This window comes from Rhodococcus sp. BH4, from assembly GCF_002079265.1.
GTDB lineage: Bacteria > Actinomycetota > Actinomycetes > Mycobacteriales > Mycobacteriaceae > Rhodococcus_F > Rhodococcus_F qingshengii.
The window spans coordinates 173381-189667 of record NZ_CP014942.1; the positions used below are offsets into that span (position 1 = coordinate 173381).

15 protein-coding genes are annotated in these 16287 nt (G+C 60.0%); 7 read left to right on the top strand and 8 right to left on the bottom strand.

The window, feature by feature from the left end; translation table 11 throughout:
* Positions 1 to 209: 209 nt before the first annotated feature.
* The gene (locus A0W34_RS30145; RefSeq protein WP_232330074.1) at positions 210 to 1037 is read right to left on the bottom strand and encodes an SDR family oxidoreductase; all 828 of its coding nucleotides are present in this window, start codon (positions 1035 to 1037) and stop codon (positions 210 to 212) included.
* 400 nt (positions 1038 to 1437) lie between these two features.
* Between A0W34_RS30145 and A0W34_RS30150 the strand changes: the two genes are divergently transcribed.
* On the top strand, positions 1438 to 2985 hold the full coding sequence (locus A0W34_RS30150) for an AMP-binding protein (RefSeq protein ID WP_081559006.1): 1548 nt from the start codon (positions 1438 to 1440) through the stop codon (positions 2983 to 2985).
* 556 nt (positions 2986 to 3541) lie between these two features.
* A complete protein-coding gene (locus A0W34_RS32930; protein ID WP_156888971.1) occupies positions 3542 to 3772 on the top strand; it encodes a hypothetical protein in 231 nt (76 codons plus the stop codon).
* A gap of 567 nt (positions 3773 to 4339) precedes the next feature.
* Here A0W34_RS32930 and A0W34_RS30155 read toward each other — a convergent pair.
* The 5 genes from A0W34_RS30155 to A0W34_RS30175 all read right to left on the bottom strand — a co-directional run bounded on the left by A0W34_RS30155 (position 4340) and on the right by A0W34_RS30175 (position 8589).
* Entirely contained in the window at positions 4340 to 5101 is a 762-nt protein-coding gene (locus A0W34_RS30155) for a crotonase/enoyl-CoA hydratase family protein (RefSeq protein ID WP_081559008.1), read from the bottom strand.
* 109 nt (positions 5102 to 5210) lie between these two features.
* The gene (locus tag A0W34_RS30160; RefSeq protein ID WP_232330075.1) at positions 5211 to 5723 is read right to left on the bottom strand and encodes a DoxX family protein; all 513 of its coding nucleotides are present in this window, start codon (positions 5721 to 5723) and stop codon (positions 5211 to 5213) included.
* A complete protein-coding gene (locus A0W34_RS33265) occupies positions 5720 to 5992 on the bottom strand; it encodes a hypothetical protein (RefSeq protein ID WP_198035724.1) in 273 nt (90 codons plus the stop codon). Before A0W34_RS33265 ends, A0W34_RS30160 begins: the two co-directional genes overlap by 4 nt.
* A 611-nt stretch (positions 5993 to 6603) precedes the next feature.
* Positions 6604 to 7773 (bottom strand): thiolase family protein, encoded by a 1170-nt coding sequence (locus A0W34_RS30170; RefSeq protein ID WP_081559014.1) that lies wholly within the window; start codon positions 7771 to 7773, stop codon positions 6604 to 6606.
* A gap of 45 nt (positions 7774 to 7818) precedes the next feature.
* Positions 7819 to 8589, bottom strand: coding sequence for an SDR family oxidoreductase (locus A0W34_RS30175; RefSeq protein WP_232330076.1), 771 nt, complete (start codon positions 8587 to 8589; stop codon positions 7819 to 7821).
* 200 nt (positions 8590 to 8789) lie between these two features.
* Between A0W34_RS30175 and A0W34_RS30180 the strand changes: the two genes are divergently transcribed.
* The 4 genes from A0W34_RS30180 (at position 8790) to A0W34_RS33270 (ending at position 12031) form a co-directional block, all read left to right on the top strand.
* Positions 8790 to 9938, top strand: a complete 1149-nt coding sequence (locus A0W34_RS30180) for an acyl-CoA dehydrogenase family protein (protein WP_081559018.1) — start codon at positions 8790 to 8792, stop codon at positions 9936 to 9938.
* Between the two features lie 20 nt (positions 9939 to 9958).
* Complete coding sequence (locus A0W34_RS30185) at positions 9959 to 10603, top strand: PaaI family thioesterase (RefSeq protein WP_081559020.1); 645 nt, start codon at positions 9959 to 9961, stop codon at positions 10601 to 10603.
* Between the two features lie 158 nt (positions 10604 to 10761).
* Positions 10762 to 11604, top strand: coding sequence for an SDR family NAD(P)-dependent oxidoreductase (locus tag A0W34_RS30190; protein ID WP_081559022.1), 843 nt, complete (start codon positions 10762 to 10764; stop codon positions 11602 to 11604).
* A gap of 100 nt (positions 11605 to 11704) precedes the next feature.
* The gene (locus tag A0W34_RS33270; RefSeq protein WP_198035725.1) at positions 11705 to 12031 is read left to right on the top strand and encodes an AMP-binding protein; all 327 of its coding nucleotides are present in this window, start codon (positions 11705 to 11707) and stop codon (positions 12029 to 12031) included.
* 226 nt (positions 12032 to 12257) lie between these two features.
* Here A0W34_RS33270 and A0W34_RS30200 read toward each other — a convergent pair whose 3' ends face one another.
* Complete coding sequence (locus A0W34_RS30200) at positions 12258 to 13043, bottom strand: enoyl-CoA hydratase/isomerase family protein (protein WP_081559629.1); 786 nt, start codon at positions 13041 to 13043, stop codon at positions 12258 to 12260.
* Between the two features lie 60 nt (positions 13044 to 13103).
* Between A0W34_RS30200 and A0W34_RS30205 the strand changes: the two genes are divergently transcribed.
* The gene (locus A0W34_RS30205) at positions 13104 to 14708 is read left to right on the top strand and encodes a class I adenylate-forming enzyme family protein (protein WP_232330077.1); all 1605 of its coding nucleotides are present in this window, start codon (positions 13104 to 13106) and stop codon (positions 14706 to 14708) included.
* A 48-nt stretch (positions 14709 to 14756) separates the two neighbouring features.
* Here the strand turns inward: A0W34_RS30205 and A0W34_RS30210 are convergent, their stop codons facing one another.
* A complete protein-coding gene (locus A0W34_RS30210; protein WP_081559028.1) occupies positions 14757 to 16259 on the bottom strand; it encodes a class I adenylate-forming enzyme family protein in 1503 nt (500 codons plus the stop codon).
* Between the last annotated feature and the right edge of the window lie 28 nt (positions 16260 to 16287).

The window sequence follows — 16287 nt, forward strand, 5'->3', positions numbered from 1 at the left end:
TCGGGAACTGTGCCAGACGGTAGAACTGCGCCTCGACAGAGTCGAAGCTGGGTCTATCGAGAAATAGTGATTACCGAGACTGAGCACTGCAGACGGCGATGCCATTTTGACGCCAGTCACTGTCGCGTTCGCTCGCGTCCGACACCGAAGCTCTGTTCGTCGCGCTCCGACCAGGGCAACCCCGCCGCAAAGATAACCGGTACCACCCGTCATGCCCGTCGCCTCGGTGCCAGTGCTGTTGAAATTCGTTCTGCTAGATCGGTATTCGGCGTCCGTCGTAACTGATACTCGCGTACCTGCTGACCGGCTACGTGCACGACACGGCCGGTAATGTCCGCGGCGGCAGGCGAAGACAGGTACACAACCGCTCGGGCCACGTGTTCGGGGTTGAGGTCGTTTGGGTCGCCATCGGGGTCATTGGCTCGCCTGAATGAACGAAGGTGTTGTGCGCTCATTCGGGTGAGGGCGGCGGGCGAGATGGCGTTGACCGTAATTCGATCGTCGGCCAGTTGTGCCGCACTGGTCATCGTGATCGACCACAATGCTGCCTTGGCTGCAGAATATCCCAGTGAACCACCTGATCGGGCGTCGAGGGCCACTTCCGAGACCGTATTAATGATTCGCCCGTAACGTTGGGCTCTCATGTGGGGTATTGCTGCGCTCATCGTTCCCAGCGCCGCCTTGACATGCACCGCCGCTAGCGCATCGAATTCGTCCTCATCGGGGCACTCGATGGTTCCGCCGCCGCGAGCGAAGCCAGCGTTGTTGACAACAATATCGAGGCGTCCGAAGTGACCCAGAGCGGCCTCTACTACCGCTCGACCGCCCGAGACAGACGCAACATCGTGTACATCAGCAATAGCGCTACCGCCCGCGGCGCAGATTTCGGCCACAACGCCAACTGCCGGTTCAACGTCTTGTCCGGATCCGTTGAGCGCTGCCCCGAGATCGTTGACGAGGACCTTCGCGCCGGCCTTCGCCAATGCGATGGCATGGGCGCGGCCCAGGCCCCTACCTCCACCTGTCACCAGCGCCACACGTCCATCCAATATGGGCACCGGTTCGCTTGCTTCAATCACTAGGTCCGCCCGCCTGTACTTGTGAAGTGGATTTGGGTGACAGTCGAAACGTCGACCAGTTCGCGGGTTGGACCGCGCAAGACTGATTCCGACGAAGCCTCGGCATTCTCAAGCTGAGAATCTGCATCAGACAACGCTACTATACTTGTATAGTAGCGTCAGGATCCTTCAGCAACGGACAAGACCACAACCAAGACCACAACACTGTCGGACTCGCACGCCACAAAGGAGACCCGCCAGCGCGTTCAAGGTTGGTCCGCGAGTCCGCATCATCGTTCTCCACCGAGAGCGCCAAGGTGGTCGGCACTGATCCAGCGTTCCCATGAGCAGCATGATCTCGACCACCGAGGAGCACTGAATGCATACCGACCCCGTCAACTTTTACCAGTACGCCACGGAACTTCCGGACAAGGTCGCGGTGATCGAGCCCAATGGCAACTCAGTCACGTACGGAGATCTGCACAAAGTCGCCAACCGCATTTCCCACTCGCTGCTCGACGAAGGACTTCAGGTCGGCGACAGAGTCGCGCTGCTATCGCCCAACACAGCTCACTTCCTGGCGCTTCTCCTCGGAGCTGAGCAAGTCGGGATCAAGGTAGTGCCCGTGAACTATCACCTGACGGCACCCGAGATCGCATACATCATTGCCAACAGCGGCAGTACGCTGCTTTTCGCCGACAGGAAGCATCAGCCAGAGACGGAGCAGGCATTGACATCAATCTCGTTCCCTGCCGAGCGGTGTATCACTCTCAATGATCCTGTCTCGACAGGTCGCGACCTTGCCGACTTCATTGACGGAAAGCGTGACGTATCTCCGACGGAGCGAGTTCACGGGTCGGTGATGCTTTACACATCCGGAACAACAGGTAGACCGAAGGGAGTCCATTGGCCGGCCCGTATGGTCGACCCGGAAACCGCTGCGAGGGGGATGGATCCGATCATGGCCTTGCGCGGAATGGAACACGACCTCGGTGCCGTAAGCATCATTACAGGGCCTCTCTATCACGGGGCACCGCTGGGCTGGGGATTGCATGCACTTCATCACGGACACACAGTCGTACTGATGGAGCGCTGGGACAGTATCGAGTTCCTCCAGAAAATCCAGAGCTACGAAGTCACCACAGCGCAGTTGGCGCCCATACATTTTCATCGCCTGCTCCAGCTGCCCGCAGCGCAACGGCAACTCTTCAACACTGACTCCCTGAAAGTCGTCTCTCACTCCGGGGCCGCAACTCCCGTCCAAGTCAAGAGTCGCATACTGGAGTGGCTGGGACCGGTCTTGTTCGAGTACTACGCCTCCTCTGAGGGATTCGGCACGAGTATCACATCTGCGGACTGGCTCGAACATCCCGGAAGTGTCGGCCGTTTCGACGCCAACGGGGCTCAGATGAAAGTACTTGACGACCTCCAGAACCCGCTTCCGGCAGGCGAAGTCGGGACGCTGTGGATCGAGAACCCTGGCGGGCAAACCGCCGAGTACTTCGGCGATCCGGACAAGACCGCGGCTGCTCGCCTCGGGACATACTTCACTACAGGAGATATGGCCTACATCGATCAGGGCGGGTGGTTATTCATCGTCGATCGACGGACCGACATGATCCTGTCGGGCGGGGTCAACATCTACCCCGCCGAGATCGAAGACGTGATGCGAGCAGACGCCGCCGTCGACGACGTCGCCGTTCTCGGCTTGCCCGATGACGAATGGGGTCAGCGTGTACACGCCGTAGTTGTCCCGTCCCGGTCGGTCGAAGCCAACGACGCGCTCACTCGCGAAATCCTCTCGACGGCAGCGCGTTCACTTGCGAAATTCAAGATTCCCAAAACGATCGAGTTTCGGGACTCTCTTCCGTACTCGCCTACCGGCAAGCTGCTCCGACGAGTGCTGCGCGACGAACTCACCCGCTGACACCAGAGCAGGTGAACGATCCTTCTGTCCTACTTACTGCAGTCGGAACGATCTCTTCGGGACGCCCTCGCATAACGCGTAATGAAGGTACCTGCCTGCGCCCATACCGTTCCGCTGCACTTCCTACTCTCCGGTACGTCTCCCCGAAGATTGCTACGGGGAGACGTACCGGGAGCGTGGTGCTTTAGTTGCGCATGCCAGGGTGGGCCATGACCACTAGTTCGCCTGGTTTCTGCGAAGACCTGGTATCAGCAACGTTGCAGGAAAATGCTCAATACGAGTGGGTCGGTACTCATGCGGATGCGGTTCAGGGGCACAAGCTACGGAAGGCCGCCCCACGATAGCCAAAGTCTGCGAATCAAATTGGCGTGCCGACGCTTCAGCTGGGATCAAGCGCCGCGCTTTACCATCTGCCGTCGACCTTTCCATCTCGAACTCGATCGCGTTCGATGACTGGCCGAGCTCCGCCGCTTATTGCAAGCGAAGCAACTTCGGAGCGTCTGCACCGATCTTCATTCCGTGATCGACGACAACACTCAACTGGTTGGCACATGCCGTGGACTTCAACTACAAAACTGACTGGTCAGCAATAGATTTCATGGAAGATGCCGTGCGCATTTTCGCTACGCACGGCATCAACCGTATCGAACGCGCCATGATGGATAACGGATCATTCGATCACGCAGAATATTCACCACCACGCTACTGGAGCGCGGCAATACTGCATCCGGCCGCACACTCTGAAGTGCAACGGGAAAGCCGAGCACTACAACTGCCTGCTGACTGAAGAGCTGTTGCATGCTCGCGGGTACACGAGCAAGAAGCAGCGACGCGCAGCCGCACCGTGCGAAATGTTCACGATACTTACCGTCCACCGAATTCAGTATGCGGAACTGCGACTGCCCGCCGATAACCCTCGGCACCGAGTCATCAACGTCCGCGCTTCATACAGTTAGACACTTCTGACGCACCTGGCAGTCCGCACATATCTGCTTGACAGCTCATGCGCCGAATCTGTCTAGTTCATAGAAATCGTTCTTGCGGAATAGATTTGGATACACCTGGAAAACAAGTCAAAACCTACCAGTGACGCCCATACGGAGCATCCGACGGAGGAAGAACACACTGGCATGAGTCGCACACTCGGTTAGACGCCGGCCCGGGAATGTCGAGGTGCCTGCCCATACTCGCCCACGTTGCGCGATCAAGGCTTGTCCACAATTCTGTCCGCGAGTACTCCGACAGTCGAGATATCGTAGATGAGCCCCTGTGGTGTTCGAACCGTCCTGAACACGCAGACGGAACGCCCAACTGAGCGTTCCGTCTGCGGGCCAAGCCTATGTCCCGTATTCGCTTACTTAGCCAGCCATCTCGGAGCACGCCTTTCCGCGAACGCTTGTGCGCCCTCCCTGGCATCCTCCGACGCGAAGACCGGCATCATGATGTCCTTCTGTTTTGCGAACGCCTCGTGTGTTGTCCAGGACTGGGCAGCGACGATGATCTCCTTGGTTGCAGCGACCGCAAGGGGTCCATTGGCCGTGATATCCGTCGCAAGTTCGAGCGCCGCTTCGAGAGCGCTGCCGTCATCGACGCAACGATTCACCAGTCCATACCGATGAGCCTGCTCGGCCGTGAATGGTTCGCCTGTGAGCGCCAGTTCCATCGCGACTTGATACGGGATACGAGACGGAAGCCGGAGTAGCCCACCGCCACCGGCGACGAGGCCACGCTTAACCTCCGGCAAACCGAACCTCGCGCTTCGTCCGGCCACTATGAGGTCGCAGGCCAGGGCCAGTTCTGTGCCACCCGCCAGTGCATACCCCTCGATCGCAGCGATGACAGGTTTGCGCGGCGGCCGCTCGGTGAAACCGAGCCCACGACCCTCCACCGCAATGTCCTCGCCGGCTACGAACGCCTTCAAATCCATTCCAGCGCAGAAAGTTCCCCCGGCACCCGTAAGAATTGCCACCGAGAGGTCCTGATCGTCGTCCAGGATGTCCATGGCATCTGCGAGGCCGCGACTGGCCGAGGCATTGATCGCATTTCGCACGTCGGGCCGGTTGATGGTGACGATGAGAGTACGTCTCTCACGTCGGGTGATCACATCCTCTGACACCTGATGTTTCCTCTCACATTGTCATTCTGCCTGTCTCCGCACGGTCGCACGAAGGACTCGGTCACGCTCGGTCCGGTGGATTCGGATCGTTTCAGATAAGGCACAACTTCTACTCAGCCGTCGCGTCCACAGTCGGCCGGAAGAATGTTCCGAGCAGAACTGCCGCGGCCGCCAGACCGCCTAGGAGTGATATACCAAGCCCCCACCAGCCGTCGAACCAGGTATCGATCTCGATCAGGCTGTCGAACGACCATCGCCCGGGTCCGATCGTGGCGACACTGATACCGACGGTGGCGAGCACAAGGTTGTACTCCCAGCCGTTGTTGGTAACGAAAAAGGATCGATGGACGGTGTACGCGGCGACAAACATCAGCGATACAAATGCCGCGCCCGCGAACGAGGTCAGCAGACCGAACGCGAACAAAATTCCTGCTGCAAACTCGGTGGTCGCCGCGAGCACCGCGTGCATCCTGCCTGGTCGCATTCCGATGCTGTCGAACCAGCCTGCGGTACCGGCGATCCGGCCGCCGCCGAAGAACTTGTTGTAACCATGCGCAGCCACCGTCAGTCCGACCACAACGCGTAGAATGAGCAGGCCGAAATCAACAGCATGCTGGCTCACTTGATCACCTCGGTGACATCGAAAGGCTTTCTCGCAACGACTATCTCGTCCCATTCGACCAGCTTGATGTCCTTCCGCACGTAGGGCTCGCCGGAAACGAACTCATGTGCATCCAGCGCACACCATCCCCCAAGCGGGAAAACCGTTGTCCGCGCAGTTTCACGTCGACCAAACACGGGAACTTCCGGCGCCCAGTCCTCTGCCAACTCGGCATTGAAACAATCGCGAACTTCTGTCCACAGCATTTTGCCGCTGATCCCTGTCACCATGTGTGCGCCAGCGGCAATGCGGTCAGTGGATCGGGTCTCGTTGTGCGCATCGATAGTCACTGTTCCTCGTTAACTTGTGGGCGGTCGAACCGGCCACAGAATACGCTCTGCCGCAGCAGATACGCATCGTGGTTGCGGCGGCTGCGCCAGATTCGGAGTCATAAAATTAGGGCCAGAATTGCAGTCATTCTGTTGCACTAGAAGCGATTTAAGCAGCGCCTACCTTGAGCGTCAAATGCCGCGGCTTCGAAAGCCGTGAACAGTCGATCTGGCCTTGACGAAAAGCTCGATGCGCCACTGCAAGGGACTCCGCCGTTGTTCAGGGCCTTGACCCCGGAGCGTGCTGTTCGACGAACTGTCCGCGGGCTTCCAGTGCCTGAGCGATGACATTGCCGGGCATGGTCGATCAAACAGTCTCTCTCACAGCTATTCCCACAAAGAGTGACGCCCTTGATCGGATCAGTGATCGACGTCTCGGCTATGGGCGACTTTCTGCAGCATTACTCGGGCTGCACAAAGAATGTGGTCGGTCGAGATTACCTGGCTCGATATCGACGGACACTGGTTGATATCAGCCTTCGATCCCGTTCAGTGAAGAACGGATGCAGTCGTCATATCCGTTCATAGATGGTCGCGTTGGCAGTGCCGCCACCTTCGCACATGGTCTGCAATCCGTATCGGCCCCCGGTGGCGATGAGGTGATGGATCAAAGTAGTGGCTAGACGCGCGCCGGAGCATCCGAGCGGATGGCCGAGGGCAATGGCACCACCGAGGGGGTTGAGTCGGTCTGCCGACGCTCCCGTATCGAGCAGCCAGGCAAGCGGGACAGGCGCGAAGGCCTCGTTGACCTCGAACGCGTCGATGTCGTCGATCGACAATCCGGACTTCTTCAGAGCAAGTGCCGTCGCCGGAATCGGTCCCGTCAGCATCTTCACCGGATCATCGCCCGTGACCACCGCGGTGTGGATTCGGGCCAGCGGTGTCAACCCGAGCGATCGCGCCTTCTCCGACGTCATCACCACGACGCCCGCGGCGCCATCGGAGATCTGGGAGGCGTTGCCTGCCGTGATCATTCCGTCCTCCACGAACGGCGCGGAAAGAGTTCCGAGCTTCTCCACTGTCGATCCTCGGCGAATACCTTCGTCGGCAGAGACAAGCGTGGTTTCGGTCTGGACAGGTACGATCTCGCGATCGAATGCGCCGGAGTCCTGTGCGCGAGCAGCGCGCTCGTGGGACTCCAGGGCGTACTCGTCGAGCTGACGGCGCGACATCTTTCGACTCGATGCGATGAGCTCGGCACCGGCCCCCTGGTTGAAGCGGCCGCCGAAGCCGGGTCGACGTAGTTCCTTCTCGTATCGACTCACCGCGGGACCGCCCATTTCACCGGTGTCGGGCACGATAGCTGCTGCCATCGGTACAGCGGACATCATCTCGACGCCGCCGGCGACGATGATGTCCGCCTGTCCGGATACCACCGCGGCGGCAGCAGTGGAGATTGCCTGTTGCGACGAGCCACACTGACGGTCGATGGTGAACCCGGGCACCGACTCCGGCCATCCTGCGGCCAGTACCGCCATCCGCCCGATGTTTCCCGACTGCTGCCCGATACTGATGACATTGCCCCAGTGGACGTCATCGACAGACAGTGGGTCGATGCCGGTACGTTCAGCGAGCGCCTTGAGCACGAGTGCCGACATCTCGACGGCATGGACGCCGGCAAGACTGCCATTCCTCCGGCCGATGGGTGTACGAATCGCTTCTACGATGACTGCATCACGCATGGAATGCCTCTTTCTTGAGCGAGAAAACTCTCGGATATTGGGTAATCACTTGGGACCGAAGCGTTGTGCGCCGTCGAGGCGCACCACTTCACCGTTCATGTAGCCGTTTCCGAGCAGGAAGGCCGCGAGATCAGCGAATTCTGCAGGCATACCTAAGCGCTTCGGGAACGGCACGTTGGCCGTCAGGTGAGCCAGCATCTTCTCGTCGACGGACTCCATGATCGGAGTCTTCATCGTGCCCGGCGCTATCGTATTGAAACGCACACCGATAGCGCTCAGGTCGCGAGCACCGGAGATGGTCAAGCCCACTACCCCTGCCTTCGCTGCAGCGTAAGCAGCCTGACCGACCTGTCCCTCGTATGCCGCGATCGACGCGGTCGCCACAACAGCACCACGGCATCCGTCAGAATCCGGATCGTTGGTCGCGAGTGCGGCCGACACGAGACGGAGAACGTTGTAAGTGCCGGTCAGGTATGTTTCCACTGTTTTCGCGAAATTCCCCAGGTCTCCGGGGGTCCCGTCCCGGTTGACCACTTTCTCGGCAACGCCGAAACCACCGTGAGCGATCACTCCATACCTGAGTTCGCCGAGTTCGCGTGCGGCGTCGATCGCACCGGAGACGGATTCGGTATCGGTCACATCGGTGCGGACGTATCGCGCTCGATCACCGAGTTCAGCAACCAAGGACTTCCCTCTGTCATCGGCCAGATCGGCAACGACCACGGCGGCACCGTCTGCGTGCAACCGTCTCACTACCGCCGCGCCCAGCCCGCCTGCGCCGCCGGTGACTATCGCAACACTATTCGGCTTCAACACTATTTTCCTTTCGTCGTGCCGCCACCAGAGGATCGCCGCAGAGCAACGACACGAGCTAATCGCGGCTGGATCAAATCAACTCGGCGTTCGGCTCGATGTATCCGAATCAGCCAGGGTGACAGTTGCCTGAGTGTAGTATACGTGTATAGCTGGTAGCCAAAGAACAGCACACACTCACTTCGAGAAGGACGCAAACGAGCATGCGACGCAACATATTCGACCCCGAACACGATCAGTTTCGTCAGACCGCACGCGCATACTTCGAGAAGTACTGTGTTCCACACTCGGCGGAGTGGGAAAAGGCCGGCCACGTTGATCGTGAAGCCTGGCGACAGGCAGGCGCACACGGATTGCTCGGATGGGAGATGCCCGAGGAATTCGGCGGCTCGAACATCAAGGACTTCCGTTTCAACGCAATTCTTACCGAGGAGTTCCACGGAACGGGCGCGGTAGGAATCGGCCTCGGCGTCCAGAACGACATCGTGTCGGGATACTTCACCGGATTAGCCACCGATGAGCAGCGCAAACGCTGGCTGCCTGGCTACGTCTCAGGTGAGACGATCACGGCAATCGCCATGTCAGAACCCGGAACAGGTTCCGACCTGGCCAACATCAAAACCAGTGCGCGGCGCGACGGCGATCAGTTCGTGCTGAACGGTGCGAAGACCTTCATCAGCAATGGATTGTTGGCGGATCTGGTGATCGTGGCATGTCGAACCAACCCGGACGCGGACGCGCCTCATCGTGGCATTTCACTGATCGTCGTCGAGGACGGTACGCCCGGGTTCACCAAGGGTCGCGCTCTCGACAAGATCGGCCAGAAGTCCGCCGACACTGCTGAACTGTTTTTCGAGAACGTACGCGTACCGGTGGAAAACCTACTCGGAGAGGAGAATCGCGGCTTCTACCACTTGATGGCCAACCTTCCGGCCGAGCGGCTCGGCATTGCCGTCCACGCCGTTTCCCAGGCACGTCGCGCCCTCGACCTGACCCTCGAGTACGCGCGGGACCGCAAAGCATTCGGGCAAGCGATCGGTACTTTTCAAATCAATCGTCACGCGATCGCGGAGATGCGCATCAAAGTCGACGTAATGACCGCTTATATCGATCAGTGCATTCTCGCGGTCAATGCGGGCGAGCTAACCGCGGAGGAGGCTGCCGGTGCGAAATGGTGGGCCACCGAAACGCAATGGGAGATCCTGGACCGGTGTCTGCAGTTGCACGGTGGCTACGGCTACGTGAACGAGTACGAAATCGCCCGACTGTGGCGCGATGCCAGAGTTCAGCGACTCTACGGTGGCACAAATGAAATCATGAAAGATCTGGTCGGACGGTCGATGGGCTTCTGAGCGAAAGTAAGGTCGGGCCGATGACCGAACAGAGACTCCCCATCAAGCCGATCTCGACAGTCGGCGATCAGACCGACAGTTGGGCCCACCTCGGACCGATGGACGAGCGCGGCGGTGCTGGATATGCAGATTTCGTTCAAACCGTTCGGCGGTTACAGAACTGCATCGTTGCCGCAGACGCCCCGGCAGACGTGCTCGCCGAGGCTAGGACGAAGCTAGAACAAGCCTTCGACCTGCTCGCGCCGTACGAGGCACCGGAGACCGAGACCCCCGTCGGAACAAGGCTCGACCTGCCAGGTCGGGGACATCCACTTCTGCTGCCGCATATCGTCGACGAGTGGACGCCCTCGCACGTTCGTGCGCGAGTGACGTTCGGCCGCTTCTATCTCGGAGGGAACGGCGCCGCTCACGGTGGGAGTCTTCCACTCCTGTTCGACGAGGTGCTCGGACGACTCGCGAGTACGACCCGTCCGGTTGCACGCACTGCGTACATACACGTGAACTACAGGCACATCACGCCCGTCGATCGAGAACTTGTTCTCGACGCGACCATCGACTCGATCGACGGCCGTAAGAGGTTTGCCTCTGCGCGACTTCTGGACGGCGACAGAGTAGTGAGCGATGCGGAAGGGTTGTTCGTACAACTTCGGCCGGGTCAACCCTGACATAACGATCAATCGACGGACGTAGAGTGCCGGCGAAAATTGATCACGAGAATCCCGACGCGCCACCGACTATACATGTATAGTCGGTGGCGCGATCGCCCTAACTCCTTTCGGGAAACGGTCAGCGACCGCACCATCGAGCCTCGAGGAGTTCCATCATGCGTTTGTCGGAAAAGGTAGTTGTCATCACAGGAGGCGGCTCTGGCCTCGGCAGGGAAAGTGCACTGCTGTTCTCCGCAGAAGGCGCAAAGGTGGTCGTCACCGACCTATCGGCCGATCGAAGCGAAAAAGTAGCCAAGGAGGTCACTGCGGCAGGAGGCGACGCCGTCTGGCTGAAGGCCGATGTACGAGTCGAATCCGAGATGACCGCTGCGGTGGACCTTGCGGTATCGACCTACGGCCGGATTGATGTCATGTTCGCCAACGCGGGAATCGGCGAAATCGGTTTCGGCACCGTCGCTTTCGACGAGCTGACGTTGGAAAACTGGCAAGCCGTCCAGGACACCAACCTCAAGGGCGTCTTCCTGGCAGCAAAAGCAGCCTTCAGCGCGATGAAAGCACAGGAGTCCGGCACGATCGTCGTGACATCCTCGGCCTCGTCACTTGCTGCATACCCCGGCTTCGTCAGCTACACCGCATCGAAACACGGGGTGAACGGGCTCGTCAAGGCACTCGCCTTCGATCTCGGTCGGTTCGGTATTCGCGTGAACGCGCTCTGCCCCACTCACGGCATGTCCGCGAACCTCCCACTGCCGATCGATGCGGAAGTTCTAGGGCAATCGTACGAGGAAGCCATGGGGCCATGGGTAAAGGACCACGCCGCAATGCCGTTGCGCCTCAATCGACCACCGAATCTACGTGACAATGCGAATGTGGCACTGTTCCTCGCATCAGACGAGTCTGCGTACATGTCCGGTGTGTGTCTACCGTCTGCTGACGGTGGAACACTCGCTCGCGTCGCGATCAACTTCCCGGATACGCCCGGCGTTCTGCCCGAGTAGCAGCACTGACAGTGGAGTACCAGCCCCTGGCCGCGTCGAAGCGCGTCCATCCCCCACAGATCCCCGACGATGCTGGTTCGGCGTGGCGTCGACTCGGGGTGTGGGGGACGAACTCATCGACGGCTCTCTTCGCCGAGCGGCCGCGACCGCGCCGGAAACCATCGCGTTCCACGACAGACTCGGCGACGTAACGTTCGCCGAACTCGACCGCCAGGTCGGACAGCTTTCCACGTGGTTACTCGGCGCAGGTGTCGGTCCCGGTGATGTGGTCTCATGGCAGCTTCCGAACTGGTCGATCGCGGCCAGCGTGCATTTCGCAGTGGCTCGTGTCGGAGTCGTCAGCAATCCGATCACTCCGATATCGATCGAAGATCTTCTGTACCGACATCATGGCGTCGCGGACGTCGCACGCGTGGGGTCCCGATAGACACCCCGGATAGCAAGGTGCGCGCTTACGTTGTCGCAACCAATGACTGGGCTCCCAGCCTAGCGGAATTGGTCAAATTTCTTCGGGACAAGGGCCTTTCCAATCAGAAACTCCCGGAACGACTGGAAGTCAGGACCGAGCTGCCGCGCACCCCGAGCGGAAGGTCAGAAAATAACATTCTTCGTGATGACGCTCGATCAACTTCGCGCGGATAGCACTGTCCTACTCATGACTTCGCCCGACTTACTCTGGCCACGGCCTCCGCGTGCTCAGCAGAGCTCATGCTCGCCAGCTCGCCGCGCAGAGCGAGATCGAAGCTGCCGCCCAGTTGCACCTCGAGATAAGCATTGAGTGCTTTTTTCGTGTCTCGCATGGCCTTTCGTGGCACAGCTGCCAGACGCTCAGCAAGGGCGAGCGCCTCCGTTTCGAGGTTCTCCGGTGCAACGACTCTATGCGCCAGCCCGAAACGGACCGCGTCCTCTGGCAGGATCCGCTCCCCTAGCATCAGGTAGTACTTCGCGCGGGAGAGCCCTGCCAGTAGTGGCCATGCCATCCCTCCGTCACCAGGAACCAACCCCATACTTAAATGGGGGTCGGCGAAAAAACTACGTTCGGACATCAGGACGATGTCCGACAACATGGCAAGACTGCATCCCAGCCCTACTGCAGGCCCGTTTACGGCGGCGACCACCGGCAGCTCGCATCGAACCATGCCTTCGACGATTCGCCGTGCCTCGTCGATCGTCCGCTCCCGCACGTCAGGATTGTCGATGCAGTCCTGCATGTATTGAAAATCCCCTCCCGCGCTGAATGCCCGTCCTCGCCCGATCAAGACCACCGCGCGAGCATCCTCGTCCGCGGCGACCTGCTCCCATACAGCACCCAATGCACCATGAAGTGAACTGTTGGCGGCATTAAGATCGTCCGGCCGTTCCAACGCGATAATTCGGGTTGCGCCGGCGACGGTAACACTCAATTCTGGCGGAACATCATAATTCTTCGACTTCGACATAACTCGCATTCTTACACGTATAGTACTTTTTAGGCTAGCCCGTTACGAGGAGGCAATATCGTGGAGTCGCAAGCAGAGGTTGCCCGGCGCTATGTATCCGAAGGATGGTGGGACGGAAGCACTTTGCCGTCACTTCTCCGTGATGCCATCGCTCGGTCCGGATCAAATAGATTCAGCGTCCACTCCGCCCTTAGGGAGTGGCACGGACAACTCGACGACGTGGTGCGACTCGGGTTGCGTCTGGCAGGCGGACTGTCTCGGATCGGGGTCCGGCCGGGAGATCGCGTGGCGTTCCAACTGCCCAACTGTGTCGAGTCGGCCGCAACCTTCTACGGACTCGCCTTGATGGGGGCGGTGCTGGTCCCGATCGACAACGCCTACGCGAGTAGAGAATTGGAGTTCATTCTCCGCTCTTGCAATGCGCGCACCCTCGTGGTCGCCGACCGGGTGGGCACCCGAATACCTCTCGAGGAAGTCAACTCGATTCGTGGGCGCCTGCCGTCCCTCGAGAACGTCGTGGTTGTCGGAACCGACCCGATACCCGCAGGCGCCGTCCGATTCAATCAGCTTGCGGCAGGCGATCCCTGGCGCGAACGCGTCGATGTAGACCCGGCGGCAGCCGCCGTAATCGGATGGACGTCCGGAACCACTGCATCGCCCAAGGGGGTCGTGCTGAGCCATCGCGCGTTGTCCGCAGAAGTGCGACTGCACATGGCTCCGTTCCTGAGCCACCGCACTCGACCGCTTGCCAGTACATCACCGATCAGTCACGTCACCGGCATGCTCGTCTCGGTCCTGGTACCTCCGATCATCGGCCACGAGATCCACCTTCTGGATGCGTGGGATCCGGACTTCGTCCTCGGCCTGATGATCCGCGAGCAAGTTTCGGCCGGCACGGGCGTGCCGCTGTTTCTCTCGTCCCTGCTCGACCACCCTCGCATCAGTGCCGAGCACCTGAAGCTGATCGAGATGTCACAGTTGGGGGGCGCCTCGGTCCCACCAGACCTGGTTCGACGTGCCGACGCTCTTGGTATCAACGTCATGCGCGGCTACGGATGCACAGAGCATTCGAGTGTCTCACTTGGCCGACCCGATCAGCCTCTGGAGCAGCGGGCAACCACTGATGGGCTCCCCTGCCCCGGCGTCGAAGTCAGGATCGTCGACGATACGGGTGTCGACCTGGGTGCCGGTACTCCCGGGAACATCCTAACTCGGGGACCCGACCTGTTCTCCGGCTACACGGACGCCAAATTGACGATCGAAGCGTTTCAGGATCTCACATGGTTCAGGACCGGGGATATCGGATTTATCGATCATCAGGGATGCCTGAGCGTCATCGGCCGAGCCAAGGACATTATCATCAGGGCTGGACTCAATATCAGTGCGGCGGAGGTCGAGTCGGTGCTCGTCGAAATGGACGGCGTCATCGACGCGGCTGTGGTCGCCGAGGAAGATGCTCGAACTGGAGAGCGCGCTTGCGCTTTCCTACGTATAGCCCCGCATACGAATGCGCCGACGCTGGAATCGATTCGGGGTTTCTTGGCAAGGACGGGGATGGCGAAGTACAAGTGGCCCGAGGCGATTCGGCTCGTCGACGACGACTTTCCTCGGACCCCCGCAGGAAAGGTACGCAAAAACATACTGCGTGACTCGCTGAAAGCATGATGCCGTCGGCGTCGACCGAATGGTCGACGCCGACGACATCATGACGGCTTAACCGAGGCTGGACTCGATCTCCTTGCGGCGCAGCTCATTTCTCAAAAGCTTGCCCGTCTGCGTGTACGGAAGCTCATCACGAAACACAATATCGTCGGGTGTGCGTGAACCCCGAAGACGTTCTCTGACGTACGCACGTACTGACTCGGCGTCCGGGCCGGGTCTGATGTCCGTGAGGACGATCGCTGCGATGATTCTCTCGCCCCATTCGTCGTCCGGCGACCCGAACACTGCGGCGTCACGAATGGATGGGTGCTCGAGCAGAACGGTCTCGATCTCGGCTGGGGCTATGTTCTCGCCACCGCGGATGATCGTGTCGTCCGACCGTCCTTCGATGAAGAGGTATCCGTCGGTGTCGAAGAATGCACGATCCCGCGTCGGGAACCAGCCGTCCTCGTCGAGCACCGAGCCCAGGCCGACGTACTCCCCGGACACCTGGGGACCCCGGACCCACAACTCGCCCGTTACGCCGGCCTCCAGCGGACGTCCGGCTGCGTCGCGCACGACGCCCTCTATTCCCGGCACCATCTGCCCGACAGAACTCAGGCGGTCGAGGGCCACCTGGTCGCCCGCCATGGCCGCCCGATGGTCGTCGGGACCGAGAACCGCGATGGTCGAACTCGTCTCGGTCAGGCCATATGCGTTGACGAAACCCGTTGCGGGAAATACGGTCAAGGCGCGTTCGAGCACTGGCCGCGGCATCCGAGCACCTCCGTACGCCAACGAATTCAGGTGCGGCGTGTCCGCTGGTGCACCGTCCAATTCCTCAACGATTCGCGCCAACATCGTCGGAACCACCATGGCATTGCTCACCCGTTCGCTGCGAACCAGATCCAGCCAAGCGCGAGCCGAGAAGTTCGGCAGATATACCATGCGTCGTCCGGAGTACACATTGGTCAAAGCGGTACCGATGCCGGCGATGTGATAGGGCGGGACGCTGATGAGTGCTGATGAGTCCTCGTCTGCCGAAGCGAACTCGACAGTTTGGAAGACATAGCTGACCAGATTGTCGTGCGCGAGGACAACACCTTTGGGTGTCGACGTCGTTCCACTGGTGAACAGGACGACGGCCGGCTGGTCCTCGTCGGACGTCAGTCCCTCGCTGTCGACGTTGAGGCCAGACGTCGTTTCGAACCAGTCTGCGCTCGAGTACACCGCAGGGACGGAGCGGCGCACTATCTCCACATACTCCGGATCGACCACCAGCAACGGCTCCGGTAAACGACCGATCTGTTCCGCCAACTGCTCCTGGGACAACCTGTAATTCAGCGGTGTCAGCGGAACGCCGGCCTTGGCCGCGGCGAACAGGAGCAACGGGACCACTTCGCTGTTCACCCCTACCAGCGCGACCGATTGCGCGCCGGACCGAGTAATGATGTCCGCACCGCCCCGCGCGGAGGTCCGAAGCTCCGAGTATGTAATCCGATGTCGAGTTCCGGCCAGGGCGACTCTGTCCCCGTAGCTGTCTGCCACCATGTCCAGCAACATTGCAATGTTCACTACTGTGCCTCCAGGTTCACAACTGAGC

Coding starts and splice junctions, on each gene's coding strand:
- A0W34_RS30170 (WP_081559014.1), bottom strand. CDS start 7,773: ATGCGTGATGCAGTCATCGTAGAAGCGATTCGTACACCCATCGGCCGG.
- A0W34_RS30180 (WP_081559018.1), top strand. CDS start 8,790: ATGCGACGCAACATATTCGACCCCGAACACGATCAGTTTCGTCAGACC.
- A0W34_RS30190 (WP_081559022.1), top strand. CDS start 10,762: ATGCGTTTGTCGGAAAAGGTAGTTGTCATCACAGGAGGCGGCTCTGGC.
- A0W34_RS30200 (WP_081559629.1), bottom strand. CDS start 13,043: ATGTCGAAGTCGAAGAATTATGATGTTCCGCCAGAATTGAGTGTTACC.
- A0W34_RS30185 (WP_081559020.1), top strand. CDS start 9,959: ATGACCGAACAGAGACTCCCCATCAAGCCGATCTCGACAGTCGGCGAT.
- A0W34_RS30150 (WP_081559006.1), top strand. CDS start 1,438: ATGCATACCGACCCCGTCAACTTTTACCAGTACGCCACGGAACTTCCG.
- A0W34_RS33265 (WP_198035724.1), bottom strand. CDS start 5,992: ATGGTGACAGGGATCAGCGGCAAAATGCTGTGGACAGAAGTTCGCGAT.